Genomic DNA, 24,548 nt, shown 5'->3' on the forward strand with positions numbered 1-24,548 from the left:
TGCCATACGTCCAATTTACTGGCTATTGCAGCCATTTGCACCAAGGGAGAGACACCTCACGCCCGCTCAGGTTCCGGCTCGCCGGGGGTCCCGCGAGCAGGCAGGGCGTACGGCGAGCCGCTCCGCGTCGTACGCCCGCTCAGGCCCCCCAGGTCCCGGTCCGGCCGGCCATGGGTCAGGGAGGATGAGCTGTTGATCACTCGATCGGGCTCCCGCGCCGGGGCCCCTGACGCGGTGTCATGGGGCCACCACCGGATCGGGCGACTTCTCCGTCCCGTCGCCGGAATCGTCTCCGCCGCCGTCCACCGTGACCGAGCGGCGTTTGGAGCTGTACACCGCCCCGACGACGACCAGGAGGGCGAGCGCCGCGACCAGTGCGCGGATGCCGGCATCGGCGTCGTCCCCGTAGCTGAACCGCACGACGGCGGGCGCGATCAGCAGCGCCACCAGGTTCATGACCTTGAGCAGCGGATTGATCGCGGGACCGGCCGTGTCCTTGAACGGGTCGCCCACGGTGTCACCGATGATCGTCGCCGCGTGTGCCTCGCTGCCCTTGCCGCCGTGCCTGCCGTCCTCGACGAGCTTCTTGGCGTTGTCCCAGGCTCCGCCGGAGTTGGCGAGGAAGACGGCCATCAGGGTGCCGGTCCCGATCGCGCCGGCCAGGAACGACCCGAGGGCGCCGACACCGAGTGCGAAGCCCACGGCGATGGGGGTGAGGACGGCGAGCAGCCCCGGGGTGGCCAGCTCGCGCAGGGCGTCCTTGGTGCAGATGTCGACCACGCGGCCGTACTCCGGTTTCTCGGTGTAGTCCATGATCCCGGGGTGCTCGCGGAACTGCCGCCGCACCTCGTAGACCACCGAGCCGGCCGACCGCGACACCGCGTTGATCGCGAGCCCGGAGAAGAGGAAGACGACCGCGGCGCCGAGGATCAGCCCCACCAGATTGTTCGGCTGGGAGATGTCCAGACTGAGGGTCAGCTCGTCCGCCCCGGCGCCCACATCGGCGACGGCTGTGGCGATGGCGTCGCGGTAGGAGCCGAAGAGCGCCGCCGCGGCGAGCACGGCCGTGGCGATGGCGATGCCCTTGGTGATGGCCTTCGTGGTGTTGCCGACGGCGTCGAGATCGGTGAGCACCTGGGCGCCGGCGCCCCGGACATCACCGGACATCTCCGCGATGCCCTGAGCGTTGTCCGCGACCGGGCCGAAGGTGTCCATGGCGACGATGACACCGACGGTGGTGAGCAGACCGGTGCCCGCGAGGGCCACCGCGAAGAGAGCGAGCATGATCGAGGTACCGCCGAGCAGAAAGGCGCCGTACACCGCGAGACCGATCAGCAGGGCGGTGTAGACGGCGGACTCCAGGCCGATGGCGATGCCCGCGAGCACTACGGTGGCGGGGCCGGTCAGAGCGGACCTGCCGATGTCCCTGACGGGACGCCGGGTGGTCTCGGTGAAGTAGCCGGTGAGCTGCTGGATCAGGGCCGCCAGCACAATGCCGATGGCGACCGCGACCAGCGCCAGCACCCTCGGATCGCCGCTGTGGGTGAGGATCGACTCCTCCCCGACCCCATCCAGTTGGGCGTACGAGGACGGCAGATAGACGAAGGCCGCCACGGCGACCAGGGCGAGCGAGATCACGGCGGAGATGAAGAAGCCGCGGTTGATGGCGCTCATCCCGCTCCGGTCGGCGCGCCGCGGGGCCACCGCGAAGATGCCGATCATCGCGGTGATCACACCGATCGCGGGAACGATCAGCGGGAAGGCCAGTCCGTAGTTCCCGAACGCCGCCGTGCCGAGGATGAGCGCGGCGACGAGCGTCACCGCGTACGACTCGAAGAGGTCGGCCGCCATGCCCGCGCAGTCACCGACGTTGTCTCCCACGTTGTCGGCGATGGTCGCGGCGTTGCGCGGGTCGTCCTCGGGGATGCCCTTCTCGACCTTGCCGACCAGGTCCGCGCCGACATCGGCGGCCTTGGTGAAGATGCCGCCGCCGACCCGCATGAACATGGCGATCAGCGCGGCGCCCAGGCCGAAGCCCTCCAGGACCTTGGGCGCGTCGGCGGCGTAGGCGAGCACCACGCAGGAGGCGCCGAGCAGCCCGAGGCCCACCGTGAACATGCCGACCACGCCGCCCGTACGGAAGGCGATCTTCGTGGCCTTGTGCGAAACGGCGGTCAGATCCTTTTCGGGCCGGCCATCGGCCGGCGTCGCTTCGCGGGCGGCCGCCGCGACCCGCACATTGCTGCGCACGGCAAGACGCATGCCGAAATAACCGGTGGCCGCCGAGAAGACCGCGCCCGCCAGGAAGAACAGCGAACGTCCGGCCCGCTCCGACCAGTTGTCGGCCGGCAACAGCATCAGCAGGAAGAACACCACGACGGCGAAGACGCCGAGAGTGCGCAGTTGCCGGGCCAGATAGGCATTCGCCCCCTCCTGTACGGCCGCGGCGATCTCCTTCATGGAATCGGTGCCCTCGCCGGCCGCCAGCACCTGGCGCACCAGGAGCTGGGCCACGAACAGCGCCGCCAGCGCGATCACCGCCACCACGATCACGATCAGCCGGTTGGTGTCGGTGAGTATCGCGGCCGCGAGAGACGTGGAGTGGCCGGAAAGCCGTGGATGGAAGTGTCCCGCCATTCGTCCTCCTTGATGCTGAGCGCTCAAGATGGACGGATTGTAGGGAGTCGAACCTGATCAGAACCGGGCACGCCACATGCGCTTGCCCCTATTTATCGACTTTATCGACAGGAAATGATCGCACGGCGAAAATCACCCCGGGGCAATCCCAGAATGAGTAATGCGATAAACATTTTGATTACGCGGAAAATCTTCCGGAGGAAATAAGAAAGACCCTGCTCAGCAGGGTCTTCCACAAGACTGGATCAGCCGTTCGGAGGCCGACCGGGTGATCCCGACGGCCGGGTGATCCCGACGCCCGTGATCCCGACGTCCGGTGATCCCGACAGCACGCCCCGGACGGTATCGCCGCTGATGGCATCGCCCCGAGCGAAGGGATCGATACCGGCACGGTCCAGTATCGGCACCGTCCGGGACCAGGCGTTCAGGAAGGCGGCATCAGGGCAGAGCCACGGCGGTCGCCGTCGGCCAGCTCATCCGGATGACCCCGCCGTCGTCGCCGGAGGTGACCTCCACGTCGTCGACCAGCCCGCTGATCACCGCGAGGCCCATCTCGTCCTCGTCCTCGGCATCGCTCTCGTGGAGGTCGCCCGCAGACGCGTCCTCACGCGCCTCCGGAGCCCCGGAGCCACTGCCCGGGCCCAGCACGCCGTCGCCGACCTCGATGGAGAAGGCTTTCTCCTCCTCGGTCAGCACCACCCGCACCGGGGTGGTGATGCCATGGCTGCGGTGCAGCCCCACCGCGCGGCTGCATGCTTCGCCGACCGCGAGTCTGACCTCGTCCAACACAGCTTCGTCGACGCCGGCCCGACGCGCCACGGCAGCCGCCACCAGACGGGCCGTTCTGACATGTTCGGGCTGGGCGCTGAAGCGGAGTTCAACGGTGGCCATGCGATCCCCCTTGAACGTACGAGCGGGCAAACTCACGGACTCGGGCACCCGGGCATGACGCCCGGTGCCCCCGCCCTTTTCTTCCGGAAGGCTGCTGCCGACCTCAGTCGGTGGCCGCCACGGCCTCGTCGACCGTGGTGTGGATCGGGAACACCTTGGTCAGACCGGTGATCCGGAAGATCTTGAGAATGCGCTCCTGGTTGCAGACCAGGCGCAGCGAGCCCTCGTGGGCGCGCACACGCTTCAGGCCACCCACGAGCACGCCCAGACCGGTCGAGTCCAGGAAGTCCACGCCCTCCATGTCGACAACCAGGTGGTAGCTGCCGTCGTTCACCAACTCGACCAACTGCTCGCGCAGCTTGGGCGCGGTATACACATCAATCTCGCCACCGACCTCGACGACCGTACGGTCGCCACCAGGGCCGGACACATTGCGAGTCGACAGGGACAGGTCCACGGATCCTCCAGCACCTTGCTATCGAGCGGTCGCCCCTCGGGTCTCCCCGACGGAGCCAGGGGACGTATCGCCAGCCGCCATGGCATTCAATCACTTACCAGCAGCCGTGCACGACGCCTTGGGACCATTGTCCGTCACGCCAGTGACAGACTCGATGCCGATGACCAGGAATCACCGTCCCAGTGGACCCCCGGAGAGCGGGGGCAACAGCCCTTCTCCCCGTGCGGTCCTCGACCGGCTCGCCGCAGGGGCGGGCCGTGCTGCGCGCATCACCCATACGGAGCACCTGCCCCCACGTGCGGGTCGTCATGCGATCTGGCCCGATCGCATTCGGCCAGAAGTGATCAGCGCCATTCAGCAGGCCGGGATCGACCATCCGTGGGCCCATCAGGCCGCCGCTGCCGAGCACGCCCTGGACGGCGAGTCCGTGGTCATCGCCACCGGCACCGCCTCCGGCAAGTCGCTCGCCTACCTCGCTCCCGTGCTGACCACGCTGCTGGACGGCTCCGAGGCCGCCAACGGCCGGGGCACGACGGCGCTCTATCTCGCCCCGACCAAGGCTCTCGCCGCCGACCAGCGCCGTGCCGTCCGGGCGCTGGCCGCCCCGCTCGGCAACCGTGTGCGTCCGGCCGTGTACGACGGCGACACCCCCGTCGAAGAGCGTGAATGGGTCCGCCAATACGCCAATTACGTGCTGACCAACCCCGACATGCTGCACCGGGGAATACTCCCGTCCCACCCCCGCTGGGCCTCCTTCCTGCGCTCACTGCGCTATGTCGTCATCGACGAGTGCCACACCTATCGCGGTGTCTTCGGTTCGCACGTGGCCCAGGTGCTGCGCCGTCTGCGCCGGGTGTGCGCCCGCTACGGCGCGAACCCGGTCTTCCTGCTGGCCTCCGCCACCGCCGCGGACCCCGCCGTGGCAGCCGGCCGGCTCACCGGTCTGCACGTCAACGAGGTCGCCGACGACGCCTCGCCGCGTGGCGAGATGGTCTTCGCCCTCTGGGAGCCCCCGCTCACCGACCTCCATGGCGAGAAGGGCGCTCCCGTCCGCCGCACCGCCACGGCCGAGACCGCCGACCTCCTCACCGACCTGACCGTCCAGGGCGTCCGCACCGTCGCCTTCGTACGCTCCCGGCGCGGCGCCGAACTCATTTCCGTCATCGCCCAGGAGCGGCTGGCCGAAGTGGACCGCTCGCTGGCCCGCCGGGTCGCCGCCTACCGCGGCGGTTATCTCCCCGAGGAACGCCGGGCCCTGGAGAACGCCCTGCACTCCGGCGAGCTGCTCGGCCTCGCCGCCACCACCGCGCTGGAACTCGGCATCGATGTCTCCGGCCTCGACGCCGTCCTCATCTCGGGCTATCCGGGCACCCGCGCCTCGCTGTGGCAGCAGGCGGGCCGGGCCGGGCGTTCGGGCCAGGGAGCGCTGGCCGTCATGATCGCCCGCGACGATCCGCTGGACACCTTTCTCGTTCACCATCCCGAGGCGCTGTTCCGGCAGCCCGTCGAGTCCACGGTCCTCGATCCGGACAACCCCTACGTCCTGGCCCCGCACCTGTGCGCGGCAGCCGCGGAACTCCCGCTCACCGAAGCCGACCTGACGCTCTTCGGCCCGGCGGCCCCGGAGCTGCTCCCGCAGCTGGAGACCGCGGGACTGCTGCGACGCCGTGCCTCCGGGTGGTACTGGACGCGCCGCGAGCGGGCCGCCGATCTCGCCGACATCCGGGGCGAGGGCGGCAGCCCCGTCCAGATCGTTGAGGCGGCGACCGGCCGGCTGCTGGGCACGGTCGACGAACAGGCCGCCCACACCGCCGTCCACGACGGGGCAGTCCACCTCCACCAGGGGCGTACCTATCTGGTGAAGCGGCTGGATCTGGCGGACTCGGTCGCGCTCGTCGAGGAGGCCAACCCGCCGTACTCCACCACCGCCCGGGACACCACCGCCATCTCCGTCCTCGAAACGGACACCGAGATCCCCTGGGGAGACGGACGGCTCTGCTACGGCTCCGTCGAGGTCACCAACCAGGTCGTCTCCTTCCTCCGGCGCCGGCTCATCACCGGCGAGGTGCTCGGCGAGAGCAAGCTCGATCTGCCGCCGCGGACGCTCCGGACCCGGGCCGTCTGGTGGACGGTCACGGAGGACCAGCTGGACGCGGCCCGGATCAACCCGGAGCAACTGGGCGGCGCCCTGCACGCCGCCGAGCACGCCTCCATCGGGCTGCTCCCCCTCTTCGCCACCTGCGACCGGTGGGACATCGGCGGTGTCTCCGTCCCGCTCCATCCGGACACCCTCCTGCCGACGGTCTTCGTGTACGACGGCCATCCCGGGGGCGCGGGATTCGCCGAGCGGGCCTTCCAGACGGCCCGCGAGTGGCTCACGGCCACCCGCGAGGCCATCGCCTCCTGCGAGTGCGAGGCCGGCTGTCCGTCCTGCATCCAGTCACCCAAGTGCGGCAACGGCAATGACCCCCTGCACAAGCGAGGCGCCGTACGGCTGCTGACCGAGCTGCTCAGATACGCGCCGGACACGGCAGAACCGGTGGCCGCACAGGCCGCGCCGACGGCTCCACCAGCGGCGTAGCCGTCATGGCGCGGCCGCCCCGGCCCCGGGCGGGGAGGTGAAGGCGGCGTCCCCGGCGCCCGACGGGGGCGGCCCGGGCGGCCCCGCCCGGGACCTGACCGCCGGTGCGTACGGTCCCGACCGCGCCCGTGCCGTCACATCCGCGATCTCGCCACTCAGCGCGCACCGCACCACCTCCGCTCCCTGCGCCGAGGCCACCTCGGCGGCCCTGCGGCAGGCATCCGCGGGCCCCCGCACGGCGTGGTCCGCGGCGGCGAGGGCCGCCAGATCCGCCGCCGCGCCCGCACGGTGCCGGGCCACGACCGCCTGCCCCATGGCCAGCACCGCCGCGAACACCACACATATCGCGGTCGCCGCCATGGCCGCCCACACCGTCGCCGACCCTCGGTCGCCGGTCATGGCGCCACCTCCGCCGGCTCGGGGCGCGCGGGGCCGGCCTCGGCATCGCCCAGGCTGTCCTCCGCCAAAGCGGCCGCCTCCGCCGCGAGCGTCAGAGCAAGCGCACCCGGGCCGGGGGTGGGAGCCTCGACCCGCACCCGCCACAGATCGCCCGTACGCCCCAGCGTGACCCTGGCGCCGGCCGGGGCGGCCGAACGGGCGGAGGCCACCGCCGCGGCCCGTGGCTCGGACCTGGCGGCTGCCCGCGCCCCGGCCCGCGCCGCGTCGACACACTGGATCTGCGCGGAAGCCGCCGTCAGAGCCCAGATCAGGGCCAGCGTGAACGTCACCAGCGTCGGCACCGCCACCGCGGCCTCCGCCGTCACCGACCCCCGATCGCCCCCGTTGCCCCAGGCGCGTCCCCGGGCGGCAGGACCCCGCTCAGAACTGCGCATTGAGCGCCCGCGCGATCAACGACTGCAGTGCGTCCGAGACGGGACCGCTCGTGACCACCTTGTAGAGCACCGCGGCGAACGCGCAGGCCGCGATCGTCCCCACCGCGTACTCGGAGGTGGTCATCCCCCCGTCGGTACGCATCCGGCGCAGCCACATTCGCCGCATTCGCTGTGTTCTCATCCACATGCCGACCTCCCATTGACATCTCGAATATCGGCATAAACCGATATGAATAGATACGAGCATTCCGAAGGAAACGCTGAACCGGACCCAGAACGGCCGGCCCTATGTGCCCGCCAGCAGCCCGCCGGCCAGACCGATGACCACCGGTGCCACCCCCACGGCCAGGAACGCGGGCAGAAAGCACAGCCCCACCGGCGCGGTGATCAGCACCTGGGCCCGCTGGGCCCTGGCCACGGCGGCCCGGGTCCGCTCCGCCCTGAACCCCTCGGCCAGCCGGGACACCGGCTCCGCCGCCGGCGCCCCGGTGGACCCGGCACGCTCCAGACAGCGGGCCAGCCCCGCCGCGCCCGGCAGCTCCCCCAACCGCCCCCACGCCTCGGCCGGTTCACCGCCGAGCCGGAGCTCCGCCGCCGTCCGTGCCAGCCGGTCGCCGACCGGTCCGCCCAGGGACTCACCGACCGCCTCCGCGGCTTCACGCGGCCCCGCGCCGGCCGCGACACACGCGGCCAGCAGGTCGGCGGCAAGCGGAAGCTGACGCGCTGTCTCACCGGACCGGACGCGATCGTCCGGCTTCCGGGTACGGAGCCATCTCCGGAGCGCGTACGCCCCGATGAGCCCGACCGCCCAGCCGGCGACCCCGCCGACCAGGACCCACCCGGTGATCACCGCGCCAAGGGGCGGGCCCCACCTCCGCGCCGAGGCGATGGCCTCGGGCCCCGGACGCCGCCGCCCGTACTCGACCGCCAGCAGTGCCGCGAGCCGCCCGCGAGTCCGCCGCTCGCGCCGCGACCCGGCCACACCGAAGGCCGCACTCCCCGCGGCGGCGAGCACCGAGACCGCCACCCACAGGGTGTGGACGGACTCCCCCGTCATGGCGCCTCCCCCGTCCGTACGATCCGGGCGGCCCACCACAGGCCCGCGCCCTCCAGCAGCCCGCCCGCCAACAGGCAGCCCAGACCCGCCGGAGTGTGCAGCAGCACGCGCAACGGAGCGGCGCCCATCGCCCAGCCCATCGCCAGGCCCAGAACCGGAAGCAGCGCGAGCACCACCACCGTCGACCAGGCACCCGCGAGCTGGGCGCGCAGCCCCTGCCGCTGGTCCCGCTCCGCCCGCAGCGCGGCCTCCAGACGGTCCAGCCCGGTGGCAAGGCCCGCTCCGCCGTCCACGGCCACCCGCCAGCAGGCCGCGAGCCCCACCAGACCGTCCGCTCCCGGCTCGCGGGCCGCCTGCCGCAGCGCACCGGGGACGTCGCCGCCGAAGCGCGCTGCGGCCAGCACAGCGGCCTCCCCGGCGCCCAGGCCACCGGTGGACCCCGCGGCGGCCAGAAGGGCCTGTACGGGCTGCAGACCGGCCCGCAGCTCGGCCGCCGCCGAGCCGCACAGCGCGACCACCCCGTCGGCCCTGCGCTCCCGTGCCGTCCTCCGCTCCCTCGCCCGCAGCCTCCGCCCCACCACCGGTACGGCCAGCGCGCCCCCGATCAGCGGCAGCACCGACTCCCCCGCCACGGCGAGCGTCACCGCCACCGGGAGACAGAGCCATTCCCCGCGCAGCCCGCCCGCCCACGCCCGGGCCCTCGGCAGCCACAGCTCCCACGGCGGCGCGCCCGGCGCCGCCCCGCTGCCCGCGAACAGCCGTCTGGCCCGCCGCAATCCGCGCTCATGACCGGCCGTCAGCCAGGCCGCGGCACCCGCGCACGCCATCGCCGCCCACAGGGCGGCCGACATGACCGCCGTCGTCACAGGGCACCACCGATCAGGGTCAGCAACCGCGGCCAGCCGCGCTCGTACGCGAATGCCTCCGCGCCCCAGCGCAGCGCGGGCACCGGCACCACCAGCCCCGCCGCGTCCCGCTCCAGCACATGCACCTCGGCGATCCGCCGCCGCCCGCTTCGGTCCCGCACAAGATGGATCACCACCGACAGCGCCGCCGCCAACTGGCTGTGGAGCGCGGCCCGGTCGAGCCCGGCCGCCGTCCCGAGGGCCTCCAGCCGCGCGGGAACATCCGCGGCCGTGTTGGCGTGGACGGTCCCGCAGCCCCCTTCGTGTCCCGTGTTCAGGGCGGCCAGCAGTTCGGTGACCTCGGCCCCCCGCACCTCTCCGACCACCAGTCGGTCCGGCCGCATCCGCAGCGCCTGCCGGACCAGGTCCCGAAGCGTCACCAGGCCGGCCCCCTCCTGGTTCGCCGGCCGCCCCTCCAGCCGCACCACATGCGGGTGATCGGGCCTCAACTCCGCGGAGTCCTCAGCCAGTACGATCCGTTCGCGCGCCCCGACCAGGCCGAGCAGGGTGGACAGGAGTGTGGTCTTCCCGGTGCCCGTGCCCCCGCTGATCAGGAACGACAGCCGTGCCTCCATCAGCGCCCGCAGCAGCCTCTCGCCACCCGGCGGCACCGTCCCCGCGGCCGTCAGCTCCGCCGGTGAGAACGCCTTGGGCCGGACCACCCGCAGCGACAGGCACGTCGAGCCGACCGCCACCGGCGGGAGCACCGCGTGCATCCGCGTCCCGTCGGGCAGCCGCGCGTCCACCCAGGGTCTGGCGTCGTCCAGCCGTCGCCCGGCCACCGCGGCGAGTCGCTGCGCCAGCCTGCGTACGGACGCGGTGTCGGCGAACGACACCGCCGTGAGCTCCAGTCCGCCACCCCGGTCCACCCAGACCCGGTCGGGGGCGGAGACCAGCACATCCGTCACGGCCGGATCCGCCAGCAACGGCTCCAGTGGTCCCGTCCCCACCAGCTCGCACCGCAACTCCTCGGCGGCACCGAGCACTTCGGTGTCCCCCAGCAGCCGGCCCTGCGCCCGCAGCGCCGCCGCCACGCGCGCCGGAGTCGGGTCGGCCCCACTCTGCGCGAGCCGCTGGCGCACGGCGTCCAGCAGCCCGCCATCCGCCGTCCCGGCGGTCATGACGCCACACTTCCGTCCCCGGCCAGCGCCCGCTCCCAGAACTCCGCGCAGAACGCGGCCAGAGGCCCGCGCGCACGGGAACCCGGCGGCGATCCGCCGTCCTGAGCCTCGGGCAGACCAGGCTCCAGGGGAAGTTCACCCACCAGCGGGAGCCGGAGCGCGTCGGCGATCCACTGCTCGTCGAGGCCGGCCGCGTACGGGCCGCGGACCACCGCCCGCAGATCCTGGAGCACCATGCCCACCATGGAGGCGACCCGGCCGGCCGCTGCGACGGCGCGGAGTTCGGCGGGCACCACCAGCAGCCCCAGGTCCAGCTGGGCCAGCGCCTCCGCCACCGCCTCGTCGACCCTGCGGGGAAGATCGACGACCACCACACCGCCGCGTCTGCGGGCGGCCGCGAGCACCGACCTCATGGCCTCGGGCCGGACCACCACCGAGTCGCCGCGATCCCAGCTCAGCACCCGCAGACCGTGCAGGCGGGGCAGCGACTCCTCCAGGGCGCCGCCCGCGACTCGCCCCTTCGAGGCCGCGAAATCCGGCCAGCGTCTGCCTTCCGCCTGCTCACCGCCGAGCAGCACATCGAGCCCTCCGCCGAGCGGATCGCCGTCCACGAGCATCGTGCGCCGCCCGGCGCGCGCCGCCGTGACCGCCAGCGCGCAGGCCAGTGTCGAGGCCCCGGCGCCGCCACGGCCGCCGATCACACCGACGGTGAGCGCCTGCCTGCCGACGCCCTCCGCCGCGTCCGCGATCCTGTCGACGAGCCAGCTCTCCGCGTCGGGCAGCCGCAGCACACAATCGGCGCCGATCTCCACCGCCCGCCGCCACACAATCGGGTCGTCCTGGTCGCGCCCGACGAGCATCACGTCCCGCCGGCGCGTGGCGCCACGGCAGCGGGCCGCGGCGTCGTCCCCGACCAGGACCATCGGCGCGTCCTCCCAGGAGCCCTTCCGCTCCGGCACCGAGTGGTGCACCTCGGGCTCCACGCCCGCCGCCGCGCACAGGCGCAGCAGATCGTCGAGGAGCTCCACGTCCTCCGTGACGATCAATGGTCCCGCCCGGCGCCCTTCGGCGACCCGCGGCCGACCGGATGTCATGGATCCAGCCACGATCTCCGCCCCCTATCTCCGCTCTCATCCGGGATCCGCGAGCGCTTCTCCGAGCGATCTCGCACAGATCCGGTATCAGCGATTCCGGCTGCCGCGAACTTCGCGACCGGAATCACCCTGGAGCGGAACGGAAAATCGTGTGGATCTTGCTTGAAAACTGTGGACAACTCCGCAGTTGTGAATAACTCGACCGCTCATACCGGTGACTTCCGGAGAGGAGTGCCCCAACTACACACGGTGACCGGTATCAATGGTGAGAGGCCGCCGCACACCTGACCACGAGAGCTGACCACGAGAGGAGGACGCCTGGATTCGAGAGCCGAAAACGCGTCCGGACATGCGACGACCCCCGCCGGGGGGGAGAGCGGGGGTCGTCCCCACGGCCGACTCGGGGGGGGAGGAGCCGGACCGGGTTAGCACGGTCGCGAACGATCCGTGACTTCCATGGTGTACCCGAGAGCCTTCTCAGGCAAACCCACGCGCCCGAGCTTACGCCGAATGGTGGGCGCATATGCTCGGCTCCGTGGAAAACCACTCCTTGCCGCGCGCAGCAGCCTTCTTTGACCTGGACAAGACGGTCATTGCGAAGTCATCGACGTTGACCTTCAGCAAGTCCTTCTACCAAGGCGGTCTGATCAACCGCCGCGCCGTACTACGAACCGCGTACGCGCAGTTCGTCTTCCTCGCCGGAGGAGCCGATCACGACCAGATGGAACGGATGCGGGAGTATCTCTCGGCACTCTGCAAGGGCTGGAACGTCCAGCAGGTCAAAGAGATCGTCGCGGAGACACTGCACGACCTGATCGACCCGATCATCTACGACGAGGCCGCGTCTCTCATCGAGGACCACCACACCGCCGGCCGCGACGTGGTGATCGTCTCCACCTCGGGCGCGGAGGTCGTCGAGCCCATCGGCGAACTGCTGGGTGCCGACCGGGTGGTGGCCACCCGGATGGTCGTCGGCGCCGACGGCTGCTTCACGGGCGAGGTCGGGTACTACGCGTACGGGCCGACCAAGGCCGAGGCGATCAGGGCGCTCGCCGAGTCCGAGGGATACGACCTGTCCCGGTGCTATGCGTACAGCGACTCGATCACGGACGTGCCGATGCTCAAGTCCGTCGGCCACCCCTACGCGGTCAACCCCGACCGCGCCCTGCGGCGGGAGGCGATGGCCCGCGACTGGCCGGTCCTCGTCTTCAACCGGCCGGTCCGCCTCAAGCAGCGGCTCCCCACCCTCACCATGCCCACTCGGCCGGCCCTGGTCGCGGCAGCCGCGGTGGGCGCGGCGGCGGCGACCGCGGGACTGGTCTGGTACGCCAGCCGGCGACGGCAGTCCGCGCCCGCCTGAGACGTGCCAGTCGGCACCGCCCCGCTGGAACAAATGAACTAGTGCTGCTCCGCGGAAATTCGTGGAGGGGTCAGATCGCTGAAGGGCCGAGGTAGAGGCCGCCCGCGCAGTCCAGGCAGTCTTCGGGGCTGGCTGCGGGAAGCCCACTGGGCAGCACGTTCTCCTGGTAGCCGTCTCGGCCGGCGAGGTAGAGCGCTGGATGATCCAGCGGAACGAACACGCCCGCCCGTTCCGCTGGACTTACGACGGCAGCCCCCTCCAGGCGAACCGACCCCCACCCCGGCCCCCACCGTCCCTTGGTCACGTGGGCAGCACCGCCGTGAGATCAACTGGTCACGTGGGCAGCGCCGCCGTGAGATCAACCTCGATCAACTGCCCGGAAAAGCCGAGCTGCGCGACACCCAGCAGCGTGCTCGCGGTGGTGAACGCAGGTCCGATCGCCGAATGCGTAAGGCGTCGCCAGGCAGAGCCCAGGACCGTGACATCGTCGCTGACCACATAGATCACCGAACGCACGACGTGATCCGGCCGGACACCGACCGCGCTCAGGGCGACAAGGGCGTTGGCCGCCACCTGCTCGATCTGCGCGTCGATGTCACCCGGCCCCACCAGCACGCCGGAACGATCAAGAGGACACTGCCCGGCCAGGAACGCCGTCCGACCCGCCTCCACCACCGTGATGTGGTGATAGCCCGGGGTCGGATGGAGCTGATCAGGATTAATTCGAGTGATCTCGGCTGTCATACGGGCGAGTCTGGCCATCCGGCCGACACCGCGCATCGGGTTTTCGTCCAACCAACCCGCCGGCCCGTCAACAGTCCCCGGCTCCCGCCCACGCACTTCCGCGGAGCAGCACTGGAACAAAAGAACAGCGTGACCGTTTTGCCATTATGTGAACCCAAAAGTAAAGAAGTGAAGCCTGGGGTTCCGCATCCCTGAGGACTGGAGTACAAAGGTTTTAACGGCCCGCGAGACCAAGGAGATCCGATTGGATTTCCCGTACACGCATCCGGCCCCACGGACCGCGCATGAAAACCGGGCACCCACGCGACGTCGACCCGTCGATTACGGGCCAGCCGCACCAGGCGACGGGCAAGGACCCGACCTGATGGGCAACACAACGAGGACGCTTGGTAACCGGGTGGACATGCCAGCGGCGGCGCCTACGCGGTGCCGCCGCGACCCCGTTCCGGCCCGCGCCGGGGGCGGAGCTTCAGGCCCCACCGAAGCGCTGCACCTTCAGGCCGCTCCTCGCTGAAGCGCCTCACAGACGGCCGTCGACTCCCTCGCCCCCAGCTCCACCGCCCGCCCGCAGTGAGCGATCCACGCCGCCATACCGCCGGGGGTCCCCGACAGATAGCCCTCAAAGGCGGACGCGTACGCAGCGCGCCCCAGTTCGGCGTGGCCGACCTCCGCCGGGCAGACCGACTTGGGGTCCAGCCCGCTGCCGATCAGTACGACACGCTCGGCCGTTCGCGCCACCACGCCGTTGTAGGAGCCGAAGGGCCGAAGGGCCAGCAGTTCGCCATGCACCACCGCCGCCGTGACCAGCGCCGGCGCCGAACTCGCCGCGACCACCAGCGCCGACAGCCCGTCCAGCCGGGCCGCGACCTCGTCCGCCCCGGGCAGCGGAGCCTCCAGCAGTGGGCCCCCGATGTCCGCCCCGGGCATCTCCGTCACCGGCTCACCCGCCAGCCGGGGCCGCCCCACCGTGTCGTCGGGGACGCCCGCGCCGCCGGCCGCCACCAGATGCAGCCGCGCGAGGACGCGCAACGGGGACTGCACCCAGATGGAGAGCAGTTGCCCGGCCTCGGCGGTCAGCCGCAGCGCCGCGCCGACCGTGCGGGCCTCGGGCTCCGAGCTGAAGTCGCTGCGGCGGCGCACCTCTTCGAGTGCCCAGTCGGCGCCGGAGAGCGCGGCCGAGCCGCGCGCCGCACGCAGCGCCGCTTCCGAAGTGACCTCGTTGCTCCGGCGCCGCATCACGCGATGGCTGTAGACGCGATCGACGGCCTGACGCACGGACTCCACCACGCCGGGGACACCCGGCAGAGAGGCCAGTGCGGCCAGCGGATCCTCGGGGCGCGGGGCGAAGGAGGCGTCAGAGGCAGGCGTACTCATAAGTAGGGAGGCTACGCGCCCAGGGCGCGCGCCCCACCTTGGAGTGGTGTTCCTCACCCGAGTCGGTCACCTTGAGCGATTATGCGGCTACCCTAGGTGAACATGAAGATCGCTTTCGTAGGCAAGGGCGGCAGTGGCAAGACGACGCTGTCCTCGCTTTTCATCCGCCACCTGACCGCCAATGAAGCGCCCGTCATCGCGGTGGACGCCGACATCAACCAGCATCTGGGGGCCGCGCTCGGTCTCGACGAGGCCGAGTCGGCCGCCCTGCCCGCGCTCGGCTCGCATCTCCCTCTGATCAAAAACTATCTGCGGGGCAGCAATCCGCGGATCACGTCCTCCGAGGCGATGATCAAGACAACTCCGCCGGGCGAGGGGTCCCGACTGCTCCGGGTCCGGGAGGAGAATCCGGTGTACGAGGCCTGCGCCAGGACCGTCCGGCTGGACGACGGCGAGATCCGGCTGATGGCCACCGGCCCCTTCACCGAGTCCGACCTCGGTGTGGCCTGCTACCACTCCAAGGTCGGCGCCGTGGAACTGTGCCTCAACCATCTCGTCGACGGGCCCCACGAGTATGTGGTCGTCGATATGACGGCGGGGTCGGACTCCTTCGCCTCCGGCATGTTCACCCGGTTCGACATGACGTTCCTGGTGGCCGAGCCGACGCGCAAGGGCGTGTCCGTCTATCGCCAGTACAAGGAGTACGCGCGGGACTACGGTGTCTCGCTCAAGGTCGTCGGCAACAAGGTGCAGGGCCGGGACGACCTGGACTTCCTCCAGGCGGAAGTCGGCGACGACCTGCTGGTCGCCGTGGGCCACTCCGACTGGGTCCGGGCGATGGAGAAGGGCCGGCCCGCCCGGTTCGAGCTGCTGGAGGCGGACAACCGCTGCGCGCTGCAGACGCTCCAGGACGCGGCCGAGGACTCGTACGAACTGCGCGACTGGGAGCGGTACACCCAGCAGATGGTCCACTTCCATCTGCGGAACGCGGAGAGCTGGGGCAACGCGAAGACGGGCGTCGACCTGGCCGCGCAGGTCGATCCGGCCTTCGTCCTCAGCGAGTCACTCGCCGAACCCCAGCCGAGCTGACGGTCCCCGGCCGGCGCCCTGGGCCGTGCGAGGCCCGGGCGCGGCGGCGGGCCCGCACCGGCCGGCCTCAGCCCCGCCCCGACGGGACTGAGGCCGGTGGCGTCAGTGCTGCGCGGGATGCCCGGTGGGCTTGGCCGACGGGCTCGCGGAGGCCCGCGAGCCCGCGTTCACCACGCCCGTGTACGGCCCCCAGGCCCCGCCCTTGGGCGCCTGTCCGACGCGCAGGCCGCGCAGCTTGGCCAGGACCGCCGGGTCCTGTGCGTCCAGCCAGTCCGCGAGCTGGCGGAACGTCACGCACCGCACCTCCTTCTGGACGCAGACCGTCTTGATCGTCTCCTCGATGGCGCGCATGTATGTGCCGCCGTTCCAGGATTCGAAGTGGTTGCCGATAATCAGCGGAGCGCGGTTTCCCCGGTAGGCGCGGCCGAATGCCTCCAGCAGGCCGTCGCGCATCTGATCGCCCCAGAACGTGTGCTGGGCCGGGTCGCCGTTGACCGTGCCCGACTGGTTGTACATGAAGTTGTAGTCCATCGAGAGCGTCTCGAAATCGCGGCCCGGAACCGGCACCAACTGCAGCGGCAGGTCCCACATGCCCTCGGTCTTCTTCGGCCAGACCTGATTGCCGATGCCGCTGGAGTCGTAGCGGAAGCCCATTGTCTTCGCGGCCTGCATCATGTTCTTCTGCCCTTCCAGGCAGGGTGTGCGGCCGCCGACCATTTCCTTGTCGTAATTGAACGGCAGCGGGGCCTCGTTCTTCAGACCCGAGTTGGTCTTCCAGTTCTTCACAAAGGACTTGGCCTGCTTGATCTCGCTCTTCCACTCGTCGACGGACCAGGTGCCGACGCCACCGTCCTCGCCGCAGAAGTGGCCGTTGAAGTGGGTGCCGACCTCGCTGCCCTCACGCCAGGCCGCACGCAGCTCCCGCAGCGTGTCCTTGATTCCCTGGGTGTCGTTGAAGCCGATGTCCGAACTGCCCGGCGAATGCTGGGGCGGGTCGTACAGCTTCGCCTTCTCCTCGGGCAGAAGATAAACACCGCTCAGGAAGTACGTCATGGTCATCTTGTACTTCCTGCTCACCTGGCGGAAGTGAGAGAAGAGCTTCTGGCTGTCCTCGCCGGCGCCGTCCCAGGAGAACACCACGAACTGCGGGGGCTTCTGACCCGGCTTCATACGCGTCGGCCTGGCCACATTCGGCTGGGCACCCGTGAAAGCCGTCGAGCCGTCACCGATGAGCTGTACGACGCTCTTGGCGCCCGCCGGACCCTCCTTCGCTCCTGGCGCGCCCTTCTTCGAGCCCACTCGGCTGTCCGACACGTCGGAACAGCCGGCAAGGCCGACGGCGAGCGCCGTGACGGCGGCGCCGATGGCGACTCTCTTTGTGGCGGCCAGCATCCGCCCACCCTCTTCCTTCAGGTCAGTACCGAAGTGCCGAGCGGCGACGTGCCGGCACGGCGCCGAGCGCCGACAACGTCGCACTGGCGCTGACGAGAAGAAGAAACGACAAGCCGGACAAAATCACTAATCACCACTCCGGGTGAAAGATTGCCCTATTTGCCCGGAAAATCATGTCTCAGTCTTTACTCTCCATTACGATCCATTTACTAAGAGTTGATCATCCCGCCGCTGCGAAGCCATGCCCCAACGGATCGCGACCCACGTTCCGCGACCGCGCTGCCCCAGAGGAGAGGGAAAAATGTCTGCTGCCTGCGTCCCCACTCGCACCGACCGCACCTCCCCCGGCGCCCATGCCGACGGCACGTCCCGCCTTTCGCGCCTCTCCCGCTTCGGGCGCCCGCACAGCCCGCCGCCGGAAGGCCGCAGGTTCCGGATCGCGGGAGCCGATCTGTCCGCTTCCATCACTGTGTTCCTGATCGCGCTGCCGCTCTCCCTGGGCATCGCACTCGCCACCGGCGCACCGCTCCAGGCGGGTCTGGTGGCCGCCGCGGTCGGCGGCCTGGTCGTCGGCCGGCTGGGCGGCGCGCCGCTCCAGGTCAGCGGCCCGGCAGCCGGGCTCACGGTCGTCACGGCCGACCTGATCCATCTGTACGGCTGGCGCACCACCTGCGCCATCACCGTCTGCGCCGGCCTCGCTCAACTCGCCCTCTCGGCGCTGCGCGTGGCCCGCTCCGCACTCGCGGTCAGCCCGGCGATCGTGCACGGCATGCTCGCCGGCATCGGCGTCACGATCGCTCTCTCCCAGCTCCACATCGTGCTCGGGGGCAAGCCGCAGAGCTCCGCCGTCGCCAATGTGCGCGGGCTGCCGGCCCAGTTGGGAAACCTGCACTGGGGCGCGCTGTCCGTGAGCGTCCTGACCATCGCGGTGCTGCTCGCCTGGCCCCGGCTTCCCGGGCGCGCGGGACGGGTCGTGCGCAAGCTCCCCGCCGCGCTCGCGGCGGTGGCCGGGGCGACCGCCGTGGCGGCGTTGGCCGGGCTGAGCCCGGAGCGGGTCCATCTGCCCTCCTGGCGCAGCCACGCCCTGCCGGGGCTGCCCGAGGGGCCGGTGCTCGGACTGCTCGCCGCGGTGCTCACCGTCACCCTGGTCGCCAGCGTCGAATCGCTGCTGTCCGCCATCGCGGTCGACAAGCTGGTGGCCGCCCGGAAGGAGCCGCGCGTCCAGATTCCCAGGGCCCGGCTCGACCGGGAGCTGGCCGGACAGGGCGCGGGAAACATGGTCTCCGGCGCGCTCGGCGGTCTGCCCATCACCGGGGTCGCCGTGCGCAGCGCCGCCAATGTGTCCGCGGGCGCCGTGAGCCGGCAGTCGACGATGATGCACGGCCTGTGGGTCGCGGTCGCGGCCCTGCTGCTGGTGCCCGTGCTCGACCTGATCCCGCTGGCGGCCCTGGCCGCGCTGGTGATGGTCGTCGGCATCCAGATGGTCAATCTCGTACACCTGCGCAATGTGCAGCGGAACCGCGAAATGCTGGTGTACGCGGCGACATTGATCGGGGTCGTGTTCACCGGTGTACTGGAGGGTGTCGTCATCGGGATCGCGCTGGCGGTCGCGGTCGCGCTGCACCGGGTGACCCGGACGCGGATCACGGCGGAGGAGGAGGAGAGCGGGATCTACCGTGTGCGCGCCCGCGGCCAGTTGACCTTCCTCGCCGTGCCGAGGCTCAGCCGGATTCTGCACAAGGTGCCGCAGGGCGCGCGATGCGTCGTCGAGCTGGACGGGTCCTTCATGGACCACGCCGCGTACGAGGCACTGCACGACTGGCAGACGGCGCACGAGGCCCGGGGCGGTACGGTCGAGTTCACCGGGCGGACGGGAGGCCGGATCGCGCCGCCCGCCTCCGAGCCCGACGTCTGCTGCCGGCCCTGGACGCCCTGGCGTAATCATCACTGCGACGAGGACCATGCCGCGGCGGAGGCCGCCCCGGGCTTCGGGGGCCCCGGCCCGGCCGGAGAAACGGGATCCCGGGGTGTTTTGTCCAGCACTCCCCCGGCGGGGTCCGGTTACTTCGACAGTACATACGCGCCCGGGACGCTCCCGGACAGCGATCAGCCCAACGGCGCACCGCTCAACGGCGGCCCGGCCGACGGAACCGCGACCAACGGGAGCCCGGTCAATGGAGGCTCCCCCCATGGGGGCCTGTCCAACAGCGGCCCGTCCAACGGCGATCAGCCGCACGGCACAGCGGACAACGGCACGGAGACCGGTGGCACGGAGACCGGTGGCACGGGAGCCGTCGGCCGGCGGGGCTCCGGGCTGCGGGCCGGTGGTGCGGCCCGTACCCCGAGCAGCCGCCAACTGGCCCGTGGGCTCAGCTCGTTCCAGCGCAATACGGCGCCACTGGTGCGCGGCGAGCTGGCGCGGCTGGCGCGCGAGGGCCAGCAGCCGTCGCAGCTCTTTCTCACCTGCGCCGACTCCCGGCTGGTCACCAGCATGATCACGTCCAGTGGTCCGGGTGATCTCTTCACCGTACGCAATGTGGGCAATCTCGTGCCGCTGCCGGGCGCGGAGGGCACGGACGACTCGGTGGCCGCCGCCATCGAGTACGCCGTCGAGGTGCTCCAGGTCGGGTCCATCACCGTCTGCGGGCATTCGGGATGCGGTGCGATGCAGGCCCTGCTGAACCCCTCAGGCGACGCCGACGAGTCCCGGACACCGCTGCGGCGCTGGCTGCGGCACGGCCAGCCCAGCCTGGAGCGGATGCGGAACCGGCGTCACTCCTGGCCGAGGATCTCCGGCCGGCTGCCGGCCGACGCGGTGGAGCAGCTCTGCCTGACCAATGTGGTCCAGCAGTTGGAGCATCTGCGGGCCCATGAGGCGGTGGCGCGCAGACTCAGCGAAGGCAGTCTGGAACTGCACGGCATGTACTTCCATGTCGGTGAGGCCCAGGCGTATCTGCTGACGGACCCGGCCGGAATCACCGACAACGGAGGCGGCGAGGAGGTGTTCAACCGCGTTGCCCCGAACGCGCTGGAGCAGTCGCGCGTCTGAACCATCACGACATCGCGTCCGTGAGAGTGTGTGGCCCCCTTCCCCACTGCCCCGGGGAAGGGGGCCCTCTCCGTCGCACGGGAGACCGCACGCGGGGCAGGTGCCAGATAGGTCTAAACCAATTTCTGAAAGGCCCTTGTCACCCGGGCATCCGCCTGATGAGCTAGTGCCGCGACCGGCACGTCTGCCCGCCACGGTGCGGCGTCCGGCGCAAGTGGATCGCGAAGCGGCCGGAAGCACTTGTACGGGAGCCACCGGGGCTGCCTGCCGAGCGGCGAGCGCGTGCGGGGCGTCGCGACGGGGCAGACCTCGCCGTGAGGGGCACTGGGCCCGGGACAGACAGGACGCCCTGGGAAAGGGAGATGTCGTGAGCAATGAAAGCCTGGCCACACTGCTGAAGGAGGAGACGGGACAGTGACCGAGAACCCTTCCCTCTCCAACTTGCTCAAGGAAGAGCGGCGGTTCGCGCCGCCGGCAGAGCTGGCCGCGCACGCCAATGTGACAGCGGCGGCGTACGAGCAGGCGGAAGCGGACAGGCTTGGCTTCTGGGCCGAGCAGGCGAGGCGGCTCACCTGGGCGACCGAGCCGACCGAGACGCTGGACTGGTCGAACCCGCCCTTCGCGAAGTGGTTCGCGGACGGTGAGCTGAATGTCGCCTACAACTGCGTCGACCGCCATGTGGAAGCCGGCCACGGCGATCGTGTCGCGATCCACTTCGAGGGCGAGCCGGGCGACAGCCGCGCGATCACCTACGCGGAGCTGAAGGACGAGGTGTCCCGCGCCGCGAACGCGCTCACGGAGCTCGGCGTACGCAAGGGCGACCGGGTCGCCGTATATCTGCCGATGATCCCCGAGGCCGCGGTCGCCATGCTGGCCTGCGCCCGGATCGGGGCCGCGCACTCCGTGGTCTTCGGCGGTTTCTCCGCCGACGCCGTCGCGTCCCGTATCCAGGACGCCGACGCCAGGCTGGTCATCACCTCCGACGGCGGCTACCGGCGCGGCAAGCCCTCCGCGCTCAAGCCCGCGATCGACGAGGCCGTCGCCAAGTGCCCGCAGGTCGAGCATGTCCTGGTGGTGCGGCGTACCGGCCAGGACACCGCCTTCGACGACTCGCGGGACGTGTGGTGGCACGACATCGTGGGCCGGCAGTCCCCGGAGCACACCCCTGAGGCGTTCGGCGCCGAACACCCGCTCTTCATCCTCTACACATCGGGGACGACGGGGAAGCCGAAGGGCATCCTGCACACCTCGGGCGGCTATCTCACCCAGGCGGCCTACACCCACCACGCCGTCTTCGACCTCAAGCCCGAGTCGGACGTGTACTGGTGTACGGCCGACATCGGCTGGGTGACCGGACACTCGTACATCGTGTACGGGCCGCTGGCCAACGGCGCCACCCAGGTCATGTACGAGGGCACACCCGACACCCCGCACCAGGGCCGCTTCTGGGAGATCGTCCAGAAGTACGGGGTGACGATCCTCTACACCGCGCCCACCGCGATCCGTACGTTCATGAAGTGGGGCGACGACATCCCCGCCAAGTTCGACCTGACCTCCCTGCGCGTGCTGGGCTCGGTCGGCGAGCCGATCAACCCCGAAGCGTGGATCTGGTACCGCGAGCACATCGGCGCCGGAAAGACCCCGATCGTGGACACCTGGTGGCAGACCGAGACCGGCGCCATGATGATCTCCCCGCTGCCGGGTGTCACCGAGACGAAGCCCGGTTCCGCCCAGCGCGCCCTGCCGGGGATCTCGGCCACCGTTGTCGACGACGAGGCCCGTGAGGTCCCCGACGGAGGCGGCGGTTATCTGGTGCTCACCGAGCCCTGGCCGTCGATGCTCCGTACCATCTGGGGCGACGACCAGCGGTTCATCGACACCTACTGGTCCCGCTTCGAGGGCAAGTACTTCGCCGGTGACGGCGCCAAGAAGGACGACGACGGAGACATCTGGCTGCTCGGCCGGGTGGACGACGTGATGCTGGTCTCGGGCCACAACATCTCCACCACCGAGGTCGAATCCGCCCTGGTCTCCCACCCCAAGGTCGCCGAGGCGGCCGTCGTCGGCGCCACCGACGAGACCACCGGACAGGCCATCGTCGCGTTTGTCATCCTGCGCGGCACCGCCGTTGTCGACGACGGCCTCGTGGCCGAGCTGCGCAACCACGTCGGCACCGCGCTGGGCCCCATCGCCAAGCCCAAGCGGATCCTGCCCGTCGCGGAACTGCCGAAGACGCGCTCCGGCAAGATCATGCGGCGCCTGCTGCGCGATGTCGCGGAGAACCGCCAGCTCGGTGATGTCACCACCCTCACCGACTCCTCCGTCATGGATCTCATCCAGACGCAGTTGCCGTCGGCGGCCGCCGAGGACTGAGCCGCACACCCCGGCCCTCTCCGGGCGGGGCACCCGGGCAACGCCGGGTGCCCCGCTCCGGTGCCGGGTAAAGTGGGCGCCACAACAAGAACGCAACAGGGAATTCTGGGTGAGCCGGGAAGTCTGGTCGGCACGTGTTCCGTCGTGTCCGATCCGCCCCGGAGGTCTCCACTCGTGGCCGCGCCCAGTCCCCCCAGCCGTAAGTTCCTCGGCCTGCTGCCGCTGCCCGAGCGGAACCACCTCACGGACGCGCTGCGCACGGAGACCGTCGGCGGCGTCCTGTTGCTGGCCGCCGCGATCGGGGCCCTGATCTGGGCGAACACCCCGCTGAGCGGCAGCTACGCATTTGTGAGGGACTTCCGTGCGGGCCCCTCGTCGCTCGGCCTCGACCTCTCCCTGGAGCACTGGGCGTCCGACGGTCTGCTCGCGGTCTTCTTCTTTGTCGCCGGCATCGAGCTCAAGCGTGAACTGGTGGCCGGTGAGCTGCGCGACCCCAGGACGGCCGCGCTTCCCGTGATCGCCGCGCTCTCCGGCATGGCGGCGCCCGCATTGGTATATGTGCTGGTCAGCGGCGTCGGCGGGGGATCGCTGGGCGGCTGGGCTGTCCCCACCGCCACCGATATCGCGTTCGCGCTCGCCGTCCTCGCGGTCATCGGCACCTCCCTGCCCTCGGCGCTGCGCGCCTTCCTGCTCACCCTCGCCGTCGTCGACGATCTCTTCGCGATCCTGATCATCGCCGTCTTCTTCACCGGCGACCTCAACTTCGCGGCGCTCGGCGGCGCGTTCGCCGGTCTTGCCCTCTTCTGGCTCCTGCTCAGGAAGGGCGTGCGCGGGTGGTACGTATACGTCCCACTGGGCCTGGTCGTCTGGGGCCTGATGTACAACAGCGGTGTCCACGCCACGATCGCCGGGGTCGCGATGGGCCTGATGCTCCGCTGTGTCAGACGCGAGGACGAGCGGCGCTCCCCCGGGGAACGCGTCGAACATCTCGTACGTCCCGTCTCGGCCGGTCTGGCCGTGCCGCTGTTCGCCCTTCTCTCCGCGGGCGTCCCGGTCTCCGGCGGCGCGCTGGGCGCCGTCTTCACCCGGCCGGAGACCCTCGGGGTGGTGCTGGGACTGGTGGCCGGGAAGGCGATCGGCGTCTTCGGCGGCACCTGGCTGGCCGCGCGCTTCACCAGGGCCGAGCTGAACGACGACCTGGCGTGGCCCGATGTGTTCGCCGTCGCCGTACTCGCCGGAATCGGCTTCACGGTCTCGCTGCTCATCGGCGAGCTGGCCTTCTCGTCGGACCCGGTGCTCACCGACGAGGTGAAGGCCGCGGTGCTGACGGGTTCGGTCATCGCCGCCGTGCTCGCCGGCGTCCTGCTGAAGCTGCGCGTCCGCAGATACCGGGCGCTCTGCGAGAACGAGGAACGCGACGAGGACCTGGACGGCATTCCCGACATCTATGAACAGGACGATCCCGGGTACCACCTGCGCATGGCCGCGCTCTACGAGGCGAAGGCCGCGGAACACCGCCGGCTGGCGGAACACGCGGGGGCAACGCGCGAGGACCGCGGCGGTCCGGCATGATCTGACAACGGATCCGCAG

General features: G+C 70.8%; 19 protein-coding genes. 6 read left to right on the forward strand and 13 right to left on the reverse strand.

From position 1 onward, the window contains the following. Positions 1-237: 237 nt before the first annotated feature. The 3 genes from ABZ707_RS20020 to ABZ707_RS20030 form a co-directional block, all read right to left on the reverse strand. Positions 238-2,637, reverse strand: coding sequence for a sodium-translocating pyrophosphatase (locus ABZ707_RS20020; RefSeq protein ID WP_360176347.1), 2,400 nt, complete (start codon positions 2,635-2,637; stop codon positions 238-240). A 438-nt stretch (positions 2,638-3,075) separates the two neighbouring features. Next, positions 3,076-3,528, reverse strand: coding sequence for an ATP-binding protein (locus tag ABZ707_RS20025; protein ID WP_360176350.1), 453 nt, complete (start codon positions 3,526-3,528; stop codon positions 3,076-3,078). A gap of 103 nt (positions 3,529-3,631) precedes the next feature. Continuing rightward, complete coding sequence (locus tag ABZ707_RS20030; RefSeq protein WP_003967428.1) at positions 3,632-3,985, reverse strand: STAS domain-containing protein; 354 nt, start codon at positions 3,983-3,985, stop codon at positions 3,632-3,634. A gap of 79 nt (positions 3,986-4,064) precedes the next feature. Here ABZ707_RS20030 and ABZ707_RS20035 point away from each other — a divergent pair, with 79 nt between their 5' ends. Beyond that, a complete protein-coding gene (locus ABZ707_RS20035) occupies positions 4,065-6,566 on the forward strand; it encodes a DEAD/DEAH box helicase (RefSeq protein ID WP_360176353.1) in 2,502 nt (833 codons plus the stop codon). A gap of 3 nt (positions 6,567-6,569) precedes the next feature. On the opposite strand, the gene ABZ707_RS20040 is transcribed toward ABZ707_RS20035, so the two are convergent. From ABZ707_RS20040 to ssd, 7 genes are all read right to left on the reverse strand, one after another. After that, positions 6,570-6,965 carry an Rv3654c family TadE-like protein gene (locus ABZ707_RS20040; protein ID WP_360176356.1) on the reverse strand — a complete coding sequence of 132 codons (396 nt, stop codon included), beginning with the start codon at positions 6,963-6,965 and terminating at the stop codon, positions 6,570-6,572. After that, positions 6,962-7,399 carry a TadE family type IV pilus minor pilin gene (locus ABZ707_RS20045; protein ID WP_360176359.1) on the reverse strand — a complete coding sequence of 146 codons (438 nt, stop codon included), beginning with the start codon at positions 7,397-7,399 and terminating at the stop codon, positions 6,962-6,964. The genes ABZ707_RS20040 and ABZ707_RS20045 overlap by 4 nt, the downstream gene beginning before the upstream one ends. Then, positions 7,386-7,586: a DUF4244 domain-containing protein gene (locus ABZ707_RS20050; RefSeq protein ID WP_360176362.1), complete on the reverse strand. Its 201-nt coding sequence runs from the start codon at positions 7,584-7,586 to the stop codon at positions 7,386-7,388. Before ABZ707_RS20050 ends, ABZ707_RS20045 begins: the two co-directional genes overlap by 14 nt. Before the next feature lie 99 nt (positions 7,587-7,685). Next, the gene (locus tag ABZ707_RS20055; protein WP_360176365.1) at positions 7,686-8,456 is read right to left on the reverse strand and encodes a type II secretion system F family protein; all 771 of its coding nucleotides are present in this window, start codon (positions 8,454-8,456) and stop codon (positions 7,686-7,688) included. Beyond that, complete coding sequence (locus ABZ707_RS20060) at positions 8,453-9,307, reverse strand: type II secretion system F family protein (RefSeq protein WP_360176368.1); 855 nt, start codon at positions 9,305-9,307, stop codon at positions 8,453-8,455. Before ABZ707_RS20060 ends, ABZ707_RS20055 begins: the two co-directional genes overlap by 4 nt. A gap of 11 nt (positions 9,308-9,318) precedes the next feature. Beyond that, a complete protein-coding gene (locus ABZ707_RS20065; protein ID WP_360176371.1) occupies positions 9,319-10,482 on the reverse strand; it encodes a TadA family conjugal transfer-associated ATPase in 1,164 nt (387 codons plus the stop codon). After that, a complete protein-coding gene (gene ssd / locus ABZ707_RS20070; RefSeq protein ID WP_360176374.1) occupies positions 10,479-11,576 on the reverse strand; it encodes a septum site-determining protein Ssd in 1,098 nt (365 codons plus the stop codon). The genes ABZ707_RS20065 and ssd overlap by 4 nt, the downstream gene beginning before the upstream one ends. A gap of 523 nt (positions 11,577-12,099) precedes the next feature. On the opposite strand from ssd, the gene ABZ707_RS20075 reads away from it, so the two are divergent. Continuing rightward, entirely contained in the window at positions 12,100-12,936 is an 837-nt protein-coding gene (locus ABZ707_RS20075; RefSeq protein WP_360176377.1) for an HAD-IB family hydrolase, read from the forward strand. Between the two features lie 333 nt (positions 12,937-13,269). On the opposite strand, the gene ABZ707_RS20080 is transcribed toward ABZ707_RS20075, so the two are convergent. Continuing rightward, positions 13,270-13,680, reverse strand: a complete 411-nt coding sequence (locus tag ABZ707_RS20080) for a RidA family protein (protein WP_360176380.1) — start codon at positions 13,678-13,680, stop codon at positions 13,270-13,272. A gap of 495 nt (positions 13,681-14,175) precedes the next feature. Then, positions 14,176-15,054, reverse strand: a complete 879-nt coding sequence (locus ABZ707_RS20085) for an oxidoreductase (protein ID WP_360176383.1) — start codon at positions 15,052-15,054, stop codon at positions 14,176-14,178. 102 nt (positions 15,055-15,156) lie between these two features. Here ABZ707_RS20085 and ABZ707_RS20090 point away from each other — a divergent pair, with 102 nt between their 5' ends. Then, positions 15,157-16,143, forward strand: a complete 987-nt coding sequence (locus ABZ707_RS20090; RefSeq protein ID WP_360176386.1) for an ATP-binding protein — start codon at positions 15,157-15,159, stop codon at positions 16,141-16,143. Positions 16,144-16,245: 102 nt separating this feature from the next. On the opposite strand, the gene ABZ707_RS20095 is transcribed toward ABZ707_RS20090, so the two are convergent. Beyond that, entirely contained in the window at positions 16,246-17,535 is a 1,290-nt protein-coding gene (locus ABZ707_RS20095) for a hypothetical protein (RefSeq protein ID WP_360176389.1), read from the reverse strand. 301 nt (positions 17,536-17,836) lie between these two features. Between ABZ707_RS20095 and ABZ707_RS20100 the strand changes: the two genes are divergently transcribed. The 3 genes from ABZ707_RS20100 (at position 17,837) to nhaA (ending at position 24,529) form a co-directional block, all read left to right on the forward strand. After that, positions 17,837-20,584 (forward strand): SulP family inorganic anion transporter, encoded by a 2,748-nt coding sequence (locus tag ABZ707_RS20100; RefSeq protein WP_360176392.1) that lies wholly within the window; start codon positions 17,837-17,839, stop codon positions 20,582-20,584. A 414-nt stretch (positions 20,585-20,998) separates the two neighbouring features. Then, positions 20,999-22,957 carry an acetate--CoA ligase gene (gene acs, locus ABZ707_RS20105; RefSeq protein ID WP_360176395.1) on the forward strand — a complete coding sequence of 653 codons (1,959 nt, stop codon included), beginning with the start codon at positions 20,999-21,001 and terminating at the stop codon, positions 22,955-22,957. A gap of 174 nt (positions 22,958-23,131) precedes the next feature. Further along, positions 23,132-24,529, forward strand: a complete 1,398-nt coding sequence (gene nhaA / locus ABZ707_RS20110) for a Na+/H+ antiporter NhaA (RefSeq protein ID WP_360176398.1) — start codon at positions 23,132-23,134, stop codon at positions 24,527-24,529. Positions 24,530-24,548: the final 19 nt, after the last annotated feature.

This window comes from Streptomyces sp. NPDC006923, from assembly GCF_040635655.1.
Classification (GTDB): domain Bacteria; phylum Actinomycetota; class Actinomycetes; order Streptomycetales; family Streptomycetaceae; genus Streptomyces.